This is a genomic window from Curtobacterium sp. MWU13-2055, assembly GCF_023242305.1.
Taxonomy (GTDB): domain Bacteria; phylum Actinomycetota; class Actinomycetes; order Actinomycetales; family Microbacteriaceae; genus Curtobacterium.
Window position 1 is genome coordinate 176,131 of the sequence record NZ_JALLIO010000003.1, and the last position, 16,558, is coordinate 192,688.

The 16,558-nt window shown below is 71.3% G+C and carries 20 protein-coding genes; 6 read left to right on the top strand and 14 right to left on the bottom strand.

The window, feature by feature from the left end; all coding sequences use genetic code 11:
• Positions 1-41 precede the first annotated feature (41 nt).
• The 3 genes from M4960_RS08490 to M4960_RS08500 are packed head-to-tail and all read right to left on the bottom strand — an operon-like array spanning position 42 to position 1,387.
• On the bottom strand, positions 42-308 hold the full coding sequence (locus M4960_RS08490; RefSeq protein WP_248704016.1) for a hypothetical protein: 267 nt from the start codon (positions 306-308) through the stop codon (positions 42-44).
• Between the two features lie 26 nt (positions 309-334).
• Positions 335-1,120, bottom strand: a complete 786-nt coding sequence (locus tag M4960_RS08495; protein WP_248704017.1) for an ABC transporter ATP-binding protein — start codon at positions 1,118-1,120, stop codon at positions 335-337.
• Between the two features lie 3 nt (positions 1,121-1,123).
• Positions 1,124-1,387: a hypothetical protein gene (locus tag M4960_RS08500; RefSeq protein WP_248704018.1), complete on the bottom strand. Its 264-nt coding sequence runs from the start codon at positions 1,385-1,387 to the stop codon at positions 1,124-1,126.
• Positions 1,388-1,664: 277 nt separating this feature from the next.
• Between M4960_RS08500 and M4960_RS08505 the strand changes: the two genes are divergently transcribed.
• Complete coding sequence (locus M4960_RS08505; RefSeq protein WP_248704019.1) at positions 1,665-1,985, top strand: hypothetical protein; 321 nt, start codon at positions 1,665-1,667, stop codon at positions 1,983-1,985.
• Between the two features lie 32 nt (positions 1,986-2,017).
• On the opposite strand, the gene M4960_RS08510 is transcribed toward M4960_RS08505, so the two are convergent.
• Positions 2,018-4,474, bottom strand: a complete 2,457-nt coding sequence (locus tag M4960_RS08510; RefSeq protein WP_248704020.1) for a GH92 family glycosyl hydrolase — start codon at positions 4,472-4,474, stop codon at positions 2,018-2,020.
• 126 nt (positions 4,475-4,600) lie between these two features.
• Here M4960_RS08510 and M4960_RS08515 point away from each other — a divergent pair, with 126 nt between their 5' ends.
• Complete coding sequence (locus M4960_RS08515; RefSeq protein WP_132099086.1) at positions 4,601-5,491, top strand: S9 family peptidase; 891 nt, start codon at positions 4,601-4,603, stop codon at positions 5,489-5,491.
• An 8-nt stretch (positions 5,492-5,499) separates the two neighbouring features.
• On the opposite strand, the gene M4960_RS08520 is transcribed toward M4960_RS08515, so the two are convergent.
• Positions 5,500-6,396, bottom strand: coding sequence for an SDR family NAD(P)-dependent oxidoreductase (locus M4960_RS08520; protein ID WP_248704021.1), 897 nt, complete (start codon positions 6,394-6,396; stop codon positions 5,500-5,502).
• A 77-nt stretch (positions 6,397-6,473) separates the two neighbouring features.
• On the opposite strand from M4960_RS08520, the gene M4960_RS08525 reads away from it, so the two are divergent.
• On the top strand, positions 6,474-7,049 hold the full coding sequence (locus tag M4960_RS08525) for a TetR/AcrR family transcriptional regulator (protein ID WP_248704022.1): 576 nt from the start codon (positions 6,474-6,476) through the stop codon (positions 7,047-7,049).
• On the opposite strand, the gene M4960_RS08530 is transcribed toward M4960_RS08525, so the two are convergent.
• Positions 6,991-7,278 (bottom strand): hypothetical protein, encoded by a 288-nt coding sequence (locus M4960_RS08530; protein WP_123293251.1) that lies wholly within the window; start codon positions 7,276-7,278, stop codon positions 6,991-6,993. The genes M4960_RS08525 and M4960_RS08530 overlap by 59 nt on opposite strands.
• A 45-nt stretch (positions 7,279-7,323) precedes the next feature.
• Here M4960_RS08530 and M4960_RS08535 point away from each other — a divergent pair, with 45 nt between their 5' ends.
• Positions 7,324-8,511, top strand: a complete 1,188-nt coding sequence (locus M4960_RS08535) for a MalY/PatB family protein (protein ID WP_248704023.1) — start codon at positions 7,324-7,326, stop codon at positions 8,509-8,511.
• 9 nt (positions 8,512-8,520) lie between these two features.
• Here M4960_RS08535 and nagB read toward each other — a convergent pair whose 3' ends face one another.
• On the bottom strand, positions 8,521-9,306 hold the full coding sequence (gene nagB, locus M4960_RS08540) for a glucosamine-6-phosphate deaminase (protein WP_123293249.1): 786 nt from the start codon (positions 9,304-9,306) through the stop codon (positions 8,521-8,523).
• Between the two features lie 59 nt (positions 9,307-9,365).
• On the opposite strand from nagB, the gene M4960_RS08545 reads away from it, so the two are divergent.
• On the top strand, positions 9,366-9,845 hold the full coding sequence (locus tag M4960_RS08545; RefSeq protein ID WP_123293248.1) for an NUDIX domain-containing protein: 480 nt from the start codon (positions 9,366-9,368) through the stop codon (positions 9,843-9,845).
• Positions 9,846-10,009: 164 nt separating this feature from the next.
• Here M4960_RS08545 and M4960_RS08550 read toward each other — a convergent pair whose 3' ends face one another.
• Genes M4960_RS08550 through M4960_RS08565 form a run of 4 tightly spaced genes read right to left on the bottom strand, consistent with a single transcriptional unit; the run spans position 10,010 to position 14,113 of the window.
• The gene (locus tag M4960_RS08550; RefSeq protein ID WP_123936899.1) at positions 10,010-11,080 is read right to left on the bottom strand and encodes an ABC transporter ATP-binding protein; all 1,071 of its coding nucleotides are present in this window, start codon (positions 11,078-11,080) and stop codon (positions 10,010-10,012) included.
• Positions 11,077-11,991, bottom strand: a complete 915-nt coding sequence (locus M4960_RS08555) for an ABC transporter permease subunit (RefSeq protein ID WP_248704024.1) — start codon at positions 11,989-11,991, stop codon at positions 11,077-11,079. The genes M4960_RS08550 and M4960_RS08555 overlap by 4 nt, the downstream gene beginning before the upstream one ends.
• Positions 11,988-12,965: an ABC transporter permease subunit gene (locus M4960_RS08560; protein WP_248704025.1), complete on the bottom strand. Its 978-nt coding sequence runs from the start codon at positions 12,963-12,965 to the stop codon at positions 11,988-11,990. The genes M4960_RS08555 and M4960_RS08560 overlap by 4 nt, the downstream gene beginning before the upstream one ends.
• A 5-nt stretch (positions 12,966-12,970) precedes the next feature.
• Entirely contained in the window at positions 12,971-14,113 is a 1,143-nt protein-coding gene (locus M4960_RS08565) for an ABC transporter substrate-binding protein (RefSeq protein WP_248704026.1), read from the bottom strand.
• Positions 14,114-14,355: 242 nt separating this feature from the next.
• Here M4960_RS08565 and M4960_RS08570 point away from each other — a divergent pair, with 242 nt between their 5' ends.
• Positions 14,356-14,793 (top strand): YdeI/OmpD-associated family protein, encoded by a 438-nt coding sequence (locus M4960_RS08570; protein WP_248704027.1) that lies wholly within the window; start codon positions 14,356-14,358, stop codon positions 14,791-14,793.
• Positions 14,794-14,935: 142 nt separating this feature from the next.
• On the opposite strand, the gene M4960_RS19685 is transcribed toward M4960_RS08570, so the two are convergent.
• The 3 genes from M4960_RS19685 to M4960_RS08580 are packed head-to-tail and all read right to left on the bottom strand — an operon-like array spanning position 14,936 to position 16,528.
• The gene (locus M4960_RS19685) at positions 14,936-15,316 is read right to left on the bottom strand and encodes an NAD(P)H-hydrate dehydratase (RefSeq protein WP_308222000.1); all 381 of its coding nucleotides are present in this window, start codon (positions 15,314-15,316) and stop codon (positions 14,936-14,938) included.
• Positions 15,316-15,798: an NAD(P)H-hydrate dehydratase gene (locus M4960_RS19690; RefSeq protein WP_308222001.1), complete on the bottom strand. Its 483-nt coding sequence runs from the start codon at positions 15,796-15,798 to the stop codon at positions 15,316-15,318. The genes M4960_RS19685 and M4960_RS19690 overlap by 1 nt, the downstream gene beginning before the upstream one ends.
• Positions 15,788-16,528: a histidine phosphatase family protein gene (locus M4960_RS08580; protein ID WP_248704028.1), complete on the bottom strand. Its 741-nt coding sequence runs from the start codon at positions 16,526-16,528 to the stop codon at positions 15,788-15,790. Before M4960_RS08580 ends, M4960_RS19690 begins: the two co-directional genes overlap by 11 nt.
• Between the last annotated feature and the right edge of the window lie 30 nt (positions 16,529-16,558).

Below are 16,558 nucleotides of genomic sequence, written 5' to 3' on the forward strand. Positions count from 1 at the left end.
GATCCCTCCGATCAGCTGAGCGACCTGGACAGCGTCCCGGATCACGACCCGGAGGGCTTTGTGTGGCGGCTGTTCCGGTCGTGTCGATGCTGCAGCAACAGGATCGCGGTAGCCAGGACGATCGTGATCCCGATGAGCCAGATCGGTGCACCCGATCGCAGCTGCGTCGTAGCGAGATCCGCGCCTGAGCCCGCGGTTGCTTCCACCATGCCCGGGACAGTGACGAATGCGCCGGTGCTCACCGCGAGCATGGTGGCGACCATGGCGCTGAGCAGGATGATGACCGCGGCGCTGATCGCGGCGCCCACGACGGCGAGAACGGTCCTGAGGACAGTCATTCTGTGCGATTCCTTTCGGAGACGATGACGGAACGGAAGCGGTCGGGGCTGCGATCTTGTACGGACATCCGTGTTGCAGAGAGGAAGAAGTCCTCGAGGTCGCGGGCTCCGCCGCGGGCGATGATGTCCTGCGGCGGCCCGTCTGCGATGCGGGTGCCCTCGTGCAGGATGACCACGCGGTCGAACCAGTGTTCGGCGGCGAGGATGTCGTGGGTCGCAACGAGCACAGCGGTGCCGGTGGAACGAAGGGCGTCGACGATCGCTCGGATCGTCCTGACGGCATGAGGGTCGAGTCCACGGAAGGGCTCATCCATGATCAGCAGGGCGGGCGCATGCGCTGCCGCGGCGACGAGCTGCAGCTTCTTCTTCGTCCCGTGAGACATGTCTGCGATGAACTTGTACAAGTGGGGTTCGAGGCCGAGCGCGTCAACCATCTCCACCCCGAGCTCCGACGGGGTGCCTAGTCGGAGACGGGCCGTGTGGCGGAGGAACTCGTTCCCGGTCAGGGACAGCGGGATGGGCAGCTCGTCGGGGACGAAGCCGAGGCACTGTTTTGCATGCACGCTCTCGTGGGGATGACCGGCGATGGTGACCGTTCCCGCATCGAAGCCGTGCAACCCGACCAGCCCGTGGATGAACGTGGATTTCCCGCTTCCGTTCGGTCCGAGAAGCGCGGCGAGCTCTCCGGGGTCGACCTGGAGGTCGACCCCGGAGATCCCGACGTCGCCGGCGTACTGCTTCGTGCACGAACGCGCACACAGCGCGAGCTCCGGCTTCGGCATGACTTACCTCGTGCAGTAGAACTTGACGGTCGCGTTGATCGCGCCGTTCCAGTTGACGTTGACGACGCCGCCGAACCCGCGGTAGCCGTTGCCGATGCAGACCGCGGTCAAGTACGCGATGAAACCGAGACCGAGCACGATCGCTGCCGCAACGACGATGACGAGGACAGGGTTGGAACTGGATGCCACGCGCTGCACGACGCGGTCACGCATCAGTTCTGCCGTGACTGACGCCCGTACCGGCGCCTCGAGAAGCAAATCCGTCATTGGTATCTCCTTGCTCATTCAGTTCACCCGGATGGGTGTCCGGGAAGCGTAGAACCGGATGTTGCAGAATGTCAACGGTGATGTACGAATTGTGAATACCAAAAGCCACTGTTGCAACCGGGAGCGTAGCGACGGAGGAACGTCATCCCGGTACCAGCGGCTCCGGCAGAACACCGACCTCCAGCAGCGCGGCCGAACGGCGCAAGCGGTCGTCGTCGAGGTCAGGCACGAGCACCACAGCGGGTACCGGGGAGGGTCCTGGGACGAGTACTGGCCGGTGACCGAGCAGACCGTCGACGGCGACGTGTTCACGGCTTCGCTGCGCCGGTACTCCACGCGCGATCCCGACTTCTACGAGCGTGGGCGCCGCATCGAGGTGCTCTACGATCCTGACCACCACTGGACGGTCGCGCTCGCAGGAGATGGTGCTCGCGCCGCCCTGGAGCGACAGGTGCGGAGCGCGAGCACGGTCGGAGCGGTCGGCCTCGCCCTCGTGGCCGTCGGCCTGCCGGTCGAACTGCGCCGCGGGCGACGGAAGCGTCGGCACGCGGAGACCGCGCGGCCGCTCGGCACCGCGCGACGCAGACCCCGCCGCTGACCGCACCAGCGAAGGACGAGCCTCACCCCGGGTCAGCGGTCGATCGGGCGCCCCCGAGCACCGCTCGCCCACGTCGTGTCCGCCGTGTCCCCGACCCGGAGCGACAGCGTGCCGCCGCGGGTGACGAAGGACGCCGGGACCCACGACTTCTTGAGGGTCCGCCCGTCCAACCGCGCACCGTGCACGTAGGGCGCCGTGCCGGAGGACCGCACGACGATCCGCTCCCCGCTCGACCGCCGGATGTCGACCGAGCTGAACGTGGGGCTCCCGATGAGCATCTCCGCCCGCCCCGGCGTCTGCGGGAACAACCCGATCGACGCGAAGACGTACCAGGCGCTCATCGTGCCGAGGTCGTCGTTGCCCGGCAGCCCGCTCGGCCCGGTCGAGTACGCGTCGTCGACGACCCGGCGCACGGTCTCCTGCGTCTTCCACGGCTTGCCGAGCGCGTTGTACATCCACGGCGTGTGGATGTCGGGCTCGTTCGTGGGGTCGAACTTCGTGGCGTCGCCGCCGGTCACCGCGAACGCACCAGTGCTGTCGTGGAAGAACGCGTCGAGTCGCGCGACCGCCGCGTCGTCGCCACCCAGGGCCGTCGACAGCCCCTGTACGTCCTGCGGCACGAGCCAGGTGTACTGCGCACTCGTGCCCTGCGCGAACCCGGTGCCGGTCGAGGGCGACCAGTCGGGCGTCCACGATCCATCCGCCTGGCGAGCGGCCTGGTAGCCGACGGCCGCGTTGAACGTGTTCTTCCAGTAGGTCCCACGCTCCGCGAACATCCGGGCGTCCGAGCGCAGCCCCAGGGAACCCGCCCAGTACCCGAGCGCACTGTCGGAGATCGAGTCCTCGAGCGTCTCGGCAGCGCCGCCCCAGCACGAGCAGTCGTCGTTCGCGGCGTACTGGCGCTGCAGGTACTCGTCGAGCGCCGGGCGTTGCGCCAGGCACTGGCCCGGGCACCCGATGTCACTCTCGGCGTCGGCGTTCTCGACGGTCGCCTGGTGCTTCAGCGAGGCGTAGGCGGCTCGCACGTCGAAGTTCCGGACCCCCATCGCGTACCAGGTGGCGAGGGTCGCGGCCGAGGGGTCACCCGTCATCACGTGCGTCGGCGCCCCGAGGTGGAGCCAGCGGTCCCACACCCCACCGTTCTGCTGGGCGAACCGCAGCATCGACTGCGCCATGTCCCCGGCGACGTCCGGCCGCAGCAGTGCGAGCAGTTGGATCTGCGCCCGGTACTGGTCCCACCCGGAGTACGTGCCGTAGACGGCGCGGTGCCCTCGGTCCATGCGGTGCACCCGCTGGTCCGGCCCCAGGTAGCGGCCGTCGCGGTCGTTCAGCGTGTTCGGCTGCATGAGCGCGTGGTACACGGACGTGTACAGCTGGGTTGTGCGGTCCGCGGTGCCGCCTCCGACGCGCAGACGCGACAGTTCGCGGTTCCAGGAGGCCCGTGTGCCGGCCGCCACACTCGCGACGGTCGAGCGCTGGGTCACCTCGCCGTCGCGGTTCGCGATCGCTCCTGCGGCGCTCACGTACGAGATGCCGATCTTCGCGTGCACCGTCGCACCGCGACGCGCGTCGAACCCGACCCACGCGCCCGAGCCGCGTCCGGCACGGTCGGCGCCGGTCAGGTAGCCCTCCCCACCGGAGGAGGACGTGCCTCCCGGTCGGACCGTGCCGTCCTGCCAGGTGCCGGTGCTCGTGAACGCCTTGTCGAAGGTGGCCGTGAAGAACAGCCGGTAGTAGCTGCGCCGGTCGGGGTTGGTGGCCCCGCCGCCGTTCGCCCGGCGGCTGCAGAAGCCGCCGGTGAGGACGCTGCCGCTCACAGTGCGGGTCCGGGCGTCGACGCGGGTGGTCGCGGCCTCGCTGCCGTTGATCGAGTTCGAGGTGCGGAAGAGCAGGTTCGCGGCCTTCCCGGCGGGGAACGCGAACTCGCCGATCCCGGCCCGGGTGGTGACGGCGAGGTCGGTGCGGACACCGTTGTCGAGCGCGACGCCGTAGCGCCCGGGGCTCGCGGACTCGTCGTCGTGCGAGTAGCCGGCGGCGTAGACCGCGTCGGTGCTGTCGGCCGACGGCGAGGTCGTGATCGGGGTCGTGACCGGCATGATCGGCACGTCGCCCGCGGCCCCAGGTGCGCAGCCGGCGCCGTTCAGGTGCGTCAGGCTGAAGCCGCGCAGCCGGTTCACGTCGTACGAGTAGCCGTTCGCGACCGGGGTCGAGGTCTGGTCGCCTGCGGTACCGGTGGGGCTCCACTGGAGCATGCCGAACGGGGCGGTGGCACCGGGCCAGGTGTTGCCGTCCCCGCTCGTGCCGATGAACGGGTCGACGTACCGAGCCGGGTCGGAGACAGTCCTCCCCGCATGCGTCGCCTGCCCTGACGGCGAGGCGACGGCCGGCGCGGCGACGACCCCCGTCCCGAGCAGCGCGGCGATCGTGGCCACCGCGGCGAGCGGGAGCGGGCGGACGAGCGGGCGACGGTGCACGCGAGAACGGTTCACGTCGGCGACGCTAGCCCCCTCGGACGGGGGACGCGCGATCCGTCACCGAGCCCTCTCCTGCTGTTCACCACGGTCGGCGTGTTCGGGGCCCACAGGCGGGTTCACCGCCGCTGGTAGCGTCCGGGCATGGTGTCGACGACCGACGAACCGGCCCGAGGACGCGTCCGCGACCTGCTCGGGCTGCCGTCCCCTGACGAGCTCCGTCCGGTGGCGGTCCGCCTGGAGCCGCTCGGACGCGACGGGTCGGTGCGGTGGGCACGCGTCGAGCTGGACACGGCCGACGGCGACACCATCCCGTGCTTCCTCCTGACCCCGGACCACGGCACGGGCACGGACGTCATCGCCGTCCACCAGCACGCGGGCGACTTCACCTCCGGGAAGAGCGAGACCGCCGGGCGGGCGGGGGATCCGACTCTCGCCTACGGCGTGGTGCTCGCTCGCAGTGGGGCCCGCGTGGTCATCCCCGATCTGATCGGTTTCGAGGAACGCCGACGCGACTGGACTGACGACCCGGCGGCCGACGAACGCCTCGACGCGCTCTTCCGTGTGGCGGACGGCAGCAGCCTGCAGGCGAAGCACTCGCGTGACATCGCCACGGTGACGTCCTGGATGATCGAGACGAGTACTGCCGACACCGAACTCGGCATCGTCGGACACTCCCTCGGCGGACAGGTGGCGCTGTTCGCACTCGCCGTGGACGCCCGACTCACGCGGGGCGTGGTCAGCTGCGGACTCGGTACGCTGGCCTCGTTCGAGGACGCTCGGATCCGCCACAACCCGGCCTGGTTCGTCCCGGGACTCACCGCCGCTGGCGACATCCCCCTGGTCGCGTCGGCCGTTGATCAACCGGTCCTCGTCGCGGCGGGACGGGACGACGGACTGTTCCCCCTCGCCGGCGTCCGGCGCGTCCTCGACGCGTTCCCTCCGGGTGTCGCGACGACCGAGGTGTTCGACGGCGGCCACACGATGCCGGCGCGCATCACGGAAGCGGCACTCCGGCACCTGCTGCCCACGTGAACGGATGATCAGGACCCGTCGCGCACCGCGACCTGGTCCACGAACGCCCGGACGCGAGCGCGGAACGCCGGGTCCGCCGCCGGGCCCTGCACCGGCACGACGTGCAGCCGCCGGTCACCACGGCGGAGGGCAGGTCCGACGAACACCCCCTCGGTGACGTCCGGGGCGGTGGCTGCCCAGAGGGTCGAACGAGCGCCGTCCGCAGCGGTCCGGGCCAAGCTGCGTGCGACCATGCCGCCGAGGCGCTGTGTCAGGGTCTCCGCCTGGCCGTTCATCCCCGTCGCCGCGATGCCGGGGTGCGCGATCACCGACCGGATGTCCGAACCGGCAGCACGGAGTCGTTCACCGAGGTCGACGCTCAGCGCTGCGGCCGCGGTCTTGGCGTCGGTGTACACACCGAACTGCGAGTAGCCGTCCGGACCGTCGACCCCGCCCGGACCAGGCACGCGGCGGGTGCGCTGCGACAGGTTCGAGCCGACGAGCACGATGCGGGGCGACGGCCCGCCGAGCAGCGGGAGCACCGCCTCGGCGAGCACGGCGGGCCCGACGACGTTCGTCGCCCAGGTGCGCTCGATTCCTTCGTCGGTGCGCCCGAACGTGCCGATCGTCGCACCGGCGTTGTTGACGAGGGCATCCACGACGATGCCGTCCTCGGCGAGCTGCCGGGCGAACGCCGTGACGGACGCGACGGACGCGGTGTCGACGAGCCGCGCCTCCAGGTCGAGACCCACGGGGAGGACGCGAGCCGCCTTGTCGAGGTCGCGCACCCCGGCGACGACGCGGGCGCCGGCCGAGGCGAGGGTCGTGGCGACGACGAGGCCGAGCCCACCGGTCGCGCCGGTGACCACCACGGTCCTGCCGTGCTGGTCGGGCATCGCTGCCGGTTCCCACTCGAAGCTGTCCATCGTCGTCTCCTGCTCGTTCGGCGCACCCAATCGGATGATTCATCCGGAACGCTAGCACAACCGGATAGAGTGTCCACATGACGATCGCGATGGCCCGACCCGAGGCGCTGCGCTCCGATGCCCAGCGCAACCGGACGGCACTGCTCGACGTCGCCCGCACCTTCGTCGACCGGGGCGAACCGGCCCTGCTCAACGCCGTCGCGCACGAGGCCGGAGTGGGGGTCGGGACGGCCTACCGGCACTTCCCGAGCCAGCAGCACCTGCTCGAAGCGCTCGCGATCGACGCGCTCGAGGACATGCTCGACCAAGTCCGCGACGCCGTCGTGCTGCAGGACGCAGCCGATGCGCTGCGCGGGGTCGTCACGGCCGCGTTCCGGAGCATGGTGGACGACGCAGCCCTGGGTGACCTGCTGACCAACGGCGGGTTCTCCTGTGCGGACACCGCTGCCCTCGCCGGCGACCTGGTGGTGTCCGTCGACGCGCTGCTCGTCCGCGGACGCACCGAGGGGATCGTCCGGACGGACGTCGACGCCGACGACCTCCGCCGACTGCTCTGCGGGCTGCGCGAAGCGGCCGTCGCCGGCGGCACCCGGGTCAGCGATCCGGAGCGCTACGTCGAGATCCTGCTCGCCGGGCTCCGTCCGACGAGCTGACCGACGCCCTGATCGCGGCGAGACCGACGAGCGCCCCGAACCCGCAGACGGCCACCGCCGCCACCGCGACCGCGATGTAGGCCGCTTCGGTCGAGGACCCCCGGTAGGGCATGTCGTCGAGCCATCCCAGTCCGGCGATCACGATCACCAGGCCGATCGCGACGCTGCCGGCCACCACCAGCACCGCATCACGGGCGGCCCGGAGCACGGTGCGCGAGCGGTGTTCCACGGGTTCATCCTGCCGGGCGGCGGCGGGCACTGTCAGGATGGGCGCATGAGCGTCATGGTCTCCGTGTTCGATGCGCACCGCAGCCGTACGAGCGAGAAGTACACCGCGTACCCGCCGGACGTCCTGCCGATGTTCGTCGCCGAGATGGACTCGATGCTCGCGGAGCCGGTGCGCGACGCCCTCGTCGCCGCGGTCACCAACGGTGACACCGGGTACGTCGGCCACGGTCGTGCGCTGCCCGAGGCGTTCGCGGACTTCGCCGAGAGCCGGTGGGCCTGGCGCGTCGACCCCGACCTCGTCCGCACCACCACCGACGTGTCGGTCGCTGCGGTGGAGATGCTCCGCCGGATCATCGAGCCGGGCGACCAGGTCGTCATCATGCCGCCCGTGTACCCGCCGTTCTGGGAGTACGTGGCCGAGGCCGGCGGCACCGTGACCGAGGTCCCGTTGCTCGCACCCGACGGCCCCGCGGACCCCTTTGACACCACGGCCGGTTGGCGGATGGACCTGGACGGCCTCGCGCAGGCGTTCGCCGACGGCGCGCGCACCGTGCTGCTCTGCAACCCGCACAACCCCCTCGGCCTGGTGCACGACCGCTCGTCGCTCGTCGCACTCGCGAAGCTCGCCGCCGAGTGGGACGCCGTGGTCGTCTCGGACGAGATCCACGCGCCGCTCGTGCACGCCGACGCGGTCTTCACGCCGTTCCTGGAGTCCTGCCCCGAGGCCGCCGCGCTCGGGGTCTCGTTGACGAGCGCGAGCAAGGCCTGGAACCTCGCGGGCACGAAGTGCGCGTTGATCGTCGGCGCCTCGGAGCGGGCCCGTGCCTGGTTCGACGCCCTGCCGACCGAGGTCGTCGAGCGCACCGGGATCCTCGGCTACACCGCGAGCGTCGCCGCGTTCAGCGAAGGCGGACCGTGGCTCGCATCCCTGCTCACCGAACTCGCCGCGAACCGCCGCACCCTGGCCGAGCGGATCGGTGACGTCCTGCCCGGGGCGGAGTACCGGCAGCCGCAGGCGTCCTACCTGGCGTGGCTGGACCTGCGCGCCCTGCCGTGGGGCGACGACCCCGCGGCGCTGCTGGTCGACGAGGCGAAGGTGGCGCTCGCCTCCGGACCGGCGTTCGGACGCCAGGGTCAGGGCTTCGCGCGGCTGAACTTCGGGTGCTCGGCCGAGACCCTGGACGACGGCCTCAGCCGCCTGCACGCCGCGTTCCGGCAGCGGGCAGACGGCTGATCGTCGGTTCTACTCGAACACCTGCCACGCGGGCTTGTTCGCGTACGTGTAGCGGTAGTAGTCGGCGAGCTGCAGGCCGGCCGCGGCTTCCTCGTCGACGACGATCGTCGCGTGCTCGTGCAGCTGCAGCGCCGATCCGGGGACGAACGAGCTGAGCGGCCCCTCGACCGCGGCGGCGACCGCGTCGGCCTTGGCGGAGCCCTGCGCGACGAGGACGAGCTGCTGGGCGTCGAGGATGGTGCCGAGCCCCTGCGTCATGCAGTGCGTCGGGACCTGCTCGGGCGAGTCGAAGAACCGCGCGTTGGCGTCACGGGTCGACGGCGCGAGGGTCTTGATCCGGGTGCGCGAGGCGAACGAGGACGTCGGCTCGTTGAACCCGATGTGCCCGTTCGCGCCGATCCCCAGGATCTGTACGTCGATCCCGCCGGCGGCACGGATCGCGGCGTCGTACTCCTTCGCCGCGAACTCGAGGTCGTCGGCACGACCGTCGGGCACCCGTACCCGCGAGGGGTCGAACCCGAGCGGCGCCACGACGTCGCGCGCGATGACGCTGGCGTACGACTCCGGGTGCTCGAGCGGGATGCCGACGTACTCGTCGAGGGCGAACCCGCGAGCCTCGGCGAACGAGATCTCGCCCGCACCGACCCGACGCTGCAGGTCGGTGTAGATGCCCTGCGGGCTGGATCCGGTGGCGAGACCGATGACGGCGGACGGCTTCTTGGCGACGACGGACGCGATCTTGGCCGCGGCGACGCGACCGACCTCAGCCGGCGTGGGCAGGATGATGATCTCCACACGCCCATGCTACTGGTCATGACCAGTCTCCGACAGGGCGGGATCGGTAGCGTGGGGACATGCCCACCCCCGACTTCGTCCTGTCCCTCCGCTCGAGGATCGGCACCGATCCGCTGTGGCTGACAGGCGTCACCGCGGTGGTCACGCGGGGTTCCGGTGCCGACCAGGAGCTGCTCGTGGTCCGTCGTGCGGACAACGGCGCCTTCACCCCGGTGACCGGCATCGTCGACCCGGGCGAGGAACCCGCCGTCGCCGCCGAGCGCGAGGTCCTGGAAGAGGCCGACGTCGTCGCCGTCGCTGAACGGCTGGCGTGGGTGCAGGTGCTGCCGGAGATGACGTACCCGAACGGCGACCGGGCGCAGTACCTCGACCTCGTGTTCGCCTGCCGGTACGTCTCGGGCACGCCGAACCCCGCAGACGGCGAGAACACCGAGGCGTTCTGGGCCCGGCTCGACGACCTGCCCGACATGCCCGCGAACATGCGTGCCCGTGTCGCGGCGGCGTTGGCCGACGAGCGCGAGGCGCGCTTCCAGCGCTGACCCCACCGGACGGGAGGCCCGGTGCCAGGCCGTCACGCGCCTCCCGTCCGCCCGTGGTCGCGTCCACCCCGCGAAAGCGACAGTGTGCCGCCGACGTTCCGCGGGAAACTGTCGCTTTCGCGGAGGGGACGCGCCCGGCCCGGCGAGGACTGTCGCTTCGCCGGTCAGGCGAGCGGGGCCACCGCGACGGGGGCGCCGAGCAGGCGGACGGCGACGGACTCGCCGGCGGCGCGACGGTCGCCGACCTCGTGCTGCACGATCACGACGGTGTCGTCGTCGAGCCGGACCGTGGTGCGGCGGATCGAGCCGAGGAAGCTCGACGACACGACGGTGCCGGTGATGCCCTCCGGGGCGAAGGCGACGTCCTCCGGTCGGACGTAGGCGAGCACCGGCCCGTCGGCGACCGATGCATCGAGCGCGGGCACGCGGAACCCGTACACGAACACGTCGCCGCCGCGCAGGTCGCCCTGCAGCCGGTTCGACTGGCCGACGAAGTCCGCCGTGAACGCCGACGACGGAGAACGGTAGAGCTCCTCCGGCGTACCGATCTGCTCGATGTCGCCGGCGTTCATCACGGCGATGCGGTCGGAGACGGCGAGCGCCTCTTCCTGGTCGTGGGTGACGAACACCGTGGTGATGCCGAGGTCGCTCTGGATGCGGCGGATCTCCTCACGGAGCGAGACCCGCACCTTGGCGTCGAGGGCAGACAGCGGCTCGTCGAGCAGGAGGACGCGGGGCCGCGTGACCAGGGCCCGGGCGAGGGCGACGCGCTGCTGCTGGCCACCCGACAGCTGGTGCGGGTAGCGCTCGGCGAACTCCCCCAGGTGCACCATGTCGAGTGCCTCGACGACGCGGCTCCTGCGCTCGGCGGCGGGGACACGGCGCATCTCGAGGCCGAACGCGACGTTCTGCCGCACCGTCATGTGCGGGAACAACGAGTACTGCTGGAACACCATCCCGATGTCGCGCTTGTTCACCGGGGTGGCGGCGACGTCCTGGCCGTCGATGCGGATGGCGCCGGCGTCGATGGCCTCGAGGCCGGCGAGCGCCCGGAGCGCCGTCGTCTTGCCGCAGCCGGACGGGCCGAGCAGGGACACGAACTCGCCCGGTTCGACGCGGAGCGACAGTCCGGCCAGGGCCCGGTGCGTACCGTAGTGCTTCTCGACGGCCTCGAGCTCGACGACGGCGCCGGTGGAGGCGAGGGACGCCGGGGCTGCCGGTGCGGTGACGGTCATGCGGACTCCTTGACGCGGGTGGTGCGGACGGTGCGGGCGCGGACGGCACGACGGCCCGTCCCGATGCGGCCGATGACGACGAGCAGGACGAAGCCGAACACGAGGGCCGCGACCGAGAAGATCGCGGCGACGTACGGGTCGGTCTGCTGCACGAGCACGAGGGCGGTCTGGAAGGTTGTGCGGGACAGGAACGCGGCGAGCGTGTACTCGCCGAGGACCACCGTGATGGTGAGGAAGCACGCGGCGGTGATGCCCCGGCGGAGGTTCGGCAGGAGCATCCGCCAGGTGACCGTCCACCACGAGGCGCCGAGCGACCGGGCGGCCTCGGACAGCACCGTCATGTCCGTCGCGGTGATGGCGGCGGCGATCGGGCGGAACGCGAACGGCAGCGTGACGATGCCGATCGCGAAGGCCAGCGTCCACGCGCCGGACCCGAAGACCCGTGACACCACCTGGTACACGGGGATGAAGCCGACGACGAGCACGACGACGGGGACCGTGATCGGGACGATGCAGACGAACTCGAGCACGCGGCGGAGCCTCGGGAAGCGCAGCGCCGTGATGATCTGGGCGGGCAGCAGGACGAACAGCACGATGCCGACGGTGATGACCGCGATGAGCAGCGATGCCCCGAGGCCGTCGAACACCGGCTGGTAGGTGGACGCGTTGACCGGGTCGACGATGGCCGCCCAGTGCGCGAAGGTCACACCGTCGTCGGTGCCCTGGCGGAAGGTGAACTGCACCAGCGCGGCCAGCGGGACGGCGAAGACGATCCCGACGACCGTGAGCACGGCCGTGGCGGTGCCCCGTGACGGGGCCGTGCCGAAGCGGCCGACGCGGGGCGGGCCTCCCGTCCGACCGGAGGCGACCGACGTCGGACGCGACGGCCCCACCGGCGTTGCCGCGCTCATCGCTGCCACCTTGCGGCCCGGCGCTGCAGCAGCGAGTACGCGCCCATGACGACCGCCATCACGACGACCATGCCGAAGGCGAGCACGCCGGCGACGTTCTGCAGACCAATGAGCGTTTCGCTGGTGAGCTGCGTGCGGATCGTGAGCGGCACGATGCCGCCCTGCGAGATGAGTGCCGCGGCGGTGGCGAACGACGAGAAGCCGTTCGCGAAGAGCAGGAGCAACGAGCCCCAGAACGCCGGTGCGAGCACGGGCAGGGCGATCCGGCGCCAGTACGTGACGCGGGAGGCGCCGAGGGTGGCGGCGGCCTCGCCCCACTGCGTCTTCACGCCCTCGAGCGCGGGCATGAACGTGAGGACCATCAGCGGCACCTGGAAGTAGACGTAGGGGATCACGAGACCGGGCACCGTGTAGAGGAAGGCGCCGGTCGCGTTGCGGTCGACGCCGACCAGGGACACCAGCCACGTCGTGACGAGGCCCTGCACGCCGATCGTGGCGATGAACGCGAACGCGAGCATGACGCCGCCGAACTGGGCGAGGACGCTCGCGGCCGAGTCGATCATCGACCGGACGAGCCCGTCGGGCCGTAGTGCCGACAGCGCCCAGCAGACGAGCGCTCCGATGACGGCGCCGATCACGGCGGACACGGCGGACAGGCCGAACGAGCCGCCGAAGGCCCGCAGGACGGAGGGCTCGGCGAACGCTGCGAGGTTCGCGAGGGTGAACGCGCCGTCGTCGGTGAAGAACCCGCTGCCGACCGCGATCACCGCGGGGACGGCGAGGAAGAGCAGGACGTACGCGGCGAACGGGGTGAGGCCGAGCCAGGCCAGGCCGACGCGGCGCCGGACACGGGGTCCGGCGCCGTGGGTGGCATCGACGGGCGCTCGTGCGGACGTCGGGAGCACGGGGCTCGTCGCGCTCGTCGCCGGTGCGCTCGCTGCTGGCGCGGGCGCGCCCGCCGATGCGGTGGTCATGCTGGTCAGGACCCCATGGTCGAGGACCACTTGGCGGACAGCACCTTCGCGGCGTCTGCCACCTGTGCGTCGGTCAGCTCGACGTAGTCCTTCGGCGCACCACCGGCGGCGTCGAGGGCGTCCTGGTCGACCTTGCCGGACTCCTCCAGGGCGGCGAGGGTCGACGGGAACGCACCGGCCTGCAGGTACAGGTTCTGCGCCTCGGGGCTCGCGATGTACTCCTGCCACAGGCGCGCTGCGGCGGGGTGCGGGGCGTCCTTGTTGATGGCCTGCGAGTAGTACGAGCCGAGCGCCTGACCCTCGGGCACGACGGTCTTCCAGTCCTTGTTGCCACTCGCACCGGCGGCGGGGCCCCATGCGAGGTTGTTGTACGACCACTGGATGACCACGGGGGTCTCACCCGACGCGACCGTGGCCTGCGTGGGCAGCACGTTCTGGAAGTTGCCGGCCTGCTTCAGCTTGCCGAAGTAGTCGACGCCCTTGGTGATGTCGTCGGCCGAGCCGCCGTTCTCGAGCGCCGCCAGGTAGACCGCGGACGCAGCCTGGTTCGCCTGCGTCGGGTCGCCCGCGATGGAGACCTTGCCCTTGTACTCGGAGCCGAGCAGGTCCGTCAGGTCCTTCGGGGCGTGCGTGATCTTCGACGAGTCGTAGCCGATCGACATCAGGCCCGTGTAGTCGCGGGTCCAGGCGCCGTCCTGCTCCTTGAGCGTGTCCGGGATGTCGCTCCAGTTCGCGACCTTGTAGTCCGTCAGCAGGTCGAGGTTCTCCTGCAGCACGGCGTTGCCGAGGTCGAGCACGTCGGGAGCGGTGGACTGCCCCTTCTGCGACTTCACCGCGGCGACCTCGTCGGCGCTGGAGCCGTTCGGGTTCGCGGAGTTGACCTTGATGTCGTACTTCTTCGTGAAGCCGTCGATGATCTTGCCGTAGTTGGCCCACGACGGCGGCAGCGCGATGACGTTGAGCTGTCCCTCGGCCTTCGCGGCCTTCACGAGGGCGTCCATGCCACCGGAGGCCTCGGCGCTCGTGGCGGTCTTCCAGTTCGTGTCGTCCTTCGTCGTGCTGGCCGAGCTCGTGGCCGAGCATCCGGCGAGGGTGACGATCGCTGCGGCGGCGAGGGCGATGCCGGCGATGGTGCGCTTGTGCTGCACGGGAGGTGCCTTTCGGGTGGGTGCTGCGGGTGCTTCAGGTGGGTGCTGCGGGTGCTGCGGGTGGGTGCTGCGGGTGGGTGCTTCGGGTGGGGCCGCGGTTCTCGGCCCGGGACGATCGTGGAGGCGGCCGGTTTCCGGCCCGTGCTGCGGCGGTGAACGGCTGCGGAACAGCGGGTGCGGCTGTACGATCTCGCCTGGCGGCATGCTCGGTGCGTGCTCCGGTTCACGGCCTGGAGGCACGGATGCAGTTCACGACGACGGTCCTGCTGGCGAGGAAGACGGCGACAGGGCTCCCGGTCCCGTCGTCCGTGATCGATGCGCTCGGCTCGGGGAAGCGTCCGCCGGTGGTGGTCACGATCAACGGCGGCCACACCTACCGGTCCACCGTCGGGGTCATGGACGAGCAGTTCCTGGTGCCGCTGTCCGCGTCGCACCGCGAAGCCGCGGGCATCGCTGCCGGGGACACCGTCGAGGTCACGCTCGTCGTCGACACGCAGCCCCGGGTCATCGACCTGCCCGACGACCTGGCGGCGGCACTGCAGGACGCTGGGGTGCGTGCAGCCTTCGACACGCTGTCGAACTCGCGGCAGCGAGCGCTCGCCGACCCGGTGTCGCAGGCGAAGGCGCCGGAGACCCGAGCGCGGCGCATCGCGAAGGCCGTGGAGGCGCTGCAGGGCTGAGCGGCGCGCGCGGGGCGGCGCGGCGCTCAGCCCGGCGCGGGCGGCGTACCTGGTCGATTCGGGCGTACCTGGTCAGAAGTTCCTGGCAGGTATGCCCGAAAGCACGAGGTATCGCGCGCGCTCTGGGAAAGAACGGGCGAGCTCAGGCGCCGAGTTCGACGAGCACCCGCGGGATCTCGGTCACGAGTTCGCTCGCCAGGTACCCGAGGGGCCCGACCTGCACCGCGAGCCGATCACCGGCAGCCGCTTGCACGTAGGACGCCCACGCCACCGCCTGTGCCGGTTCCGCGCCACGAGCGAGCAGGCCGGCGACCGCACCCGACAGGACGTCGCCACTGCCGCTGGTGCCGAGTCCTCCGGAGCCGGTGCCCTTGATCCAGCTCCGCCCCTGGGGAGTCGCGATGGCGTCCCCCAGGGCCACGACCGCACCGAACCGCTGCGCGATCGCCATCGCGTCGGCCACGTCGTCGCCGCTGCCCTCCCGACCGAGGAGCCGTTCGGCTTCGCCGGAGTTGGGCGTCATCACCAGCCGACCCGGAGCGGTTCCAGACGGTCCCGCACGTCGGCCGCCACCCCGAGGGCGAACGCATCGAGCACGACGGTGGTCTGTGGTCCGACGACGTCGGCGAGTCCGGCCACCAGGTCACGGGTGCCGTTCGGCTCGTCGAGTCCCGGGCCGACCAGCAGCGCGTCCGCACTCGCGGCGGAGGTGGCGATGCCCTCGATGGCGCCCACGGCGACGTGACCGTCCGCGTCCTCGTCGAGCGGTTCGACCCCGGACTCGGGCACGGCGACCGCGACCTCGTTCGCGATGCTCCGCCCCACCGCGAGGGTGAGCCGCCCCGCTCCCACCCGGAGTGCCGCGAGCGCCGAGAGCATCGCGGCGCCGGGCGTCCGCGCTGCGCCGCCGACCACGAGCACCTGCCCGCGACCGTACTTGCCGGCGCCGGGCTCGGGGAGCGGCCAGTCCCGCAGGAAGTTCGGGGTGACGGTCTCAGCGGACATGCTCGTCGTCCTTCCGGCCGGTGTGCGCCGTGACGTCGTCGTCGTCGAGGTGCCCGACGGAGGAGAACTCCTCGAGCACCCACGGTGCGCCCGCCCGCTCGCGGCGGAGTCGGGTGAGGGAGGCGTTCGCGACCGCGTGCGTCCGAGCGAACTCCATGAGCGCCGGCTCGTCGAGGTCGAGGCACACCGCCACGACCAGCATCACGACGGCATCGTGGGCCGCGACGACGAGCCGCTCGGTGCCCTCGATCCGTTCGACGTCGACGAGTGCCGATCGGAGCCGGAGCATCACGTCGGCCCAGGACTCGCCGCCCGCTGGCCGGTGGTAGTACTTGCCGAGCCACTGCCGGCGACGTTCCTCGTCGGGGTACCGGTTCCGCACACCCTGCAGGGTGAGCAGGTCGAGCACACCGAGCTCGCGGTCGCGGAGCCGCTCGTCCACCCGTTTCTCGGGCTCGGCCAGTCCGCCGGCCCCGAGCGCGATCTCGATGGTCTGCTGTGCACGCAGGTACGGCGAGACCCACAGCGCCACGGGGACGTCGTCGATGCCACGATCGGCGAGTTCCTGTCCGAGCGACCGCGACTGCGACTCACCGAGCGGGCTCAGCGGGACGTCGGCGTCCCGGTACTCGACGTCGATGACGTCCTCGCCCGCGGCCTCTGCTCGGGCGGCGGCGACGTTCGCGAGCGATTCACCGTGGCGGACGAGCCAGATCTCCTGCACTGCCATGCCGCCACGCTAACCACGCCGCGCTGAGCC

Coding starts and splice junctions, on each gene's coding strand:
- M4960_RS08495 (WP_248704017.1), bottom strand. CDS start 1,120: ATGCCGAAGCCGGAGCTCGCGCTGTGTGCGCGTTCGTGCACGAAGCAG.
- M4960_RS08500 (WP_248704018.1), bottom strand. CDS start 1,387: ATGACGGATTTGCTTCTCGAGGCGCCGGTACGGGCGTCAGTCACGGCA.
- M4960_RS08515 (WP_132099086.1), top strand. CDS start 4,601: ATGGTGTCGACGACCGACGAACCGGCCCGAGGACGCGTCCGCGACCTG.
- M4960_RS08520 (WP_248704021.1), bottom strand. CDS start 6,396: ATGGACAGCTTCGAGTGGGAACCGGCAGCGATGCCCGACCAGCACGGC.
- M4960_RS08525 (WP_248704022.1), top strand. CDS start 6,474: ATGACGATCGCGATGGCCCGACCCGAGGCGCTGCGCTCCGATGCCCAG.
- M4960_RS08535 (WP_248704023.1), top strand. CDS start 7,324: ATGAGCGTCATGGTCTCCGTGTTCGATGCGCACCGCAGCCGTACGAGC.
- M4960_RS08545 (WP_123293248.1), top strand. CDS start 9,366: ATGCCCACCCCCGACTTCGTCCTGTCCCTCCGCTCGAGGATCGGCACC.
- M4960_RS08550 (WP_123936899.1), bottom strand. CDS start 11,080: ATGACCGTCACCGCACCGGCAGCCCCGGCGTCCCTCGCCTCCACCGGC.
- M4960_RS08555 (WP_248704024.1), bottom strand. CDS start 11,991: ATGAGCGCGGCAACGCCGGTGGGGCCGTCGCGTCCGACGTCGGTCGCC.
- M4960_RS08560 (WP_248704025.1), bottom strand. CDS start 12,965: ATGACCACCGCATCGGCGGGCGCGCCCGCGCCAGCAGCGAGCGCACCG.
- M4960_RS08570 (WP_248704027.1), top strand. CDS start 14,356: ATGCAGTTCACGACGACGGTCCTGCTGGCGAGGAAGACGGCGACAGGG.
- M4960_RS19685 (WP_308222000.1), bottom strand. CDS start 15,316: ATGACGCCCAACTCCGGCGAAGCCGAACGGCTCCTCGGTCGGGAGGGC.
- M4960_RS19690 (WP_308222001.1), bottom strand. CDS start 15,798: ATGTCCGCTGAGACCGTCACCCCGAACTTCCTGCGGGACTGGCCGCTC.
- M4960_RS08580 (WP_248704028.1), bottom strand. CDS start 16,528: ATGGCAGTGCAGGAGATCTGGCTCGTCCGCCACGGTGAATCGCTCGCG.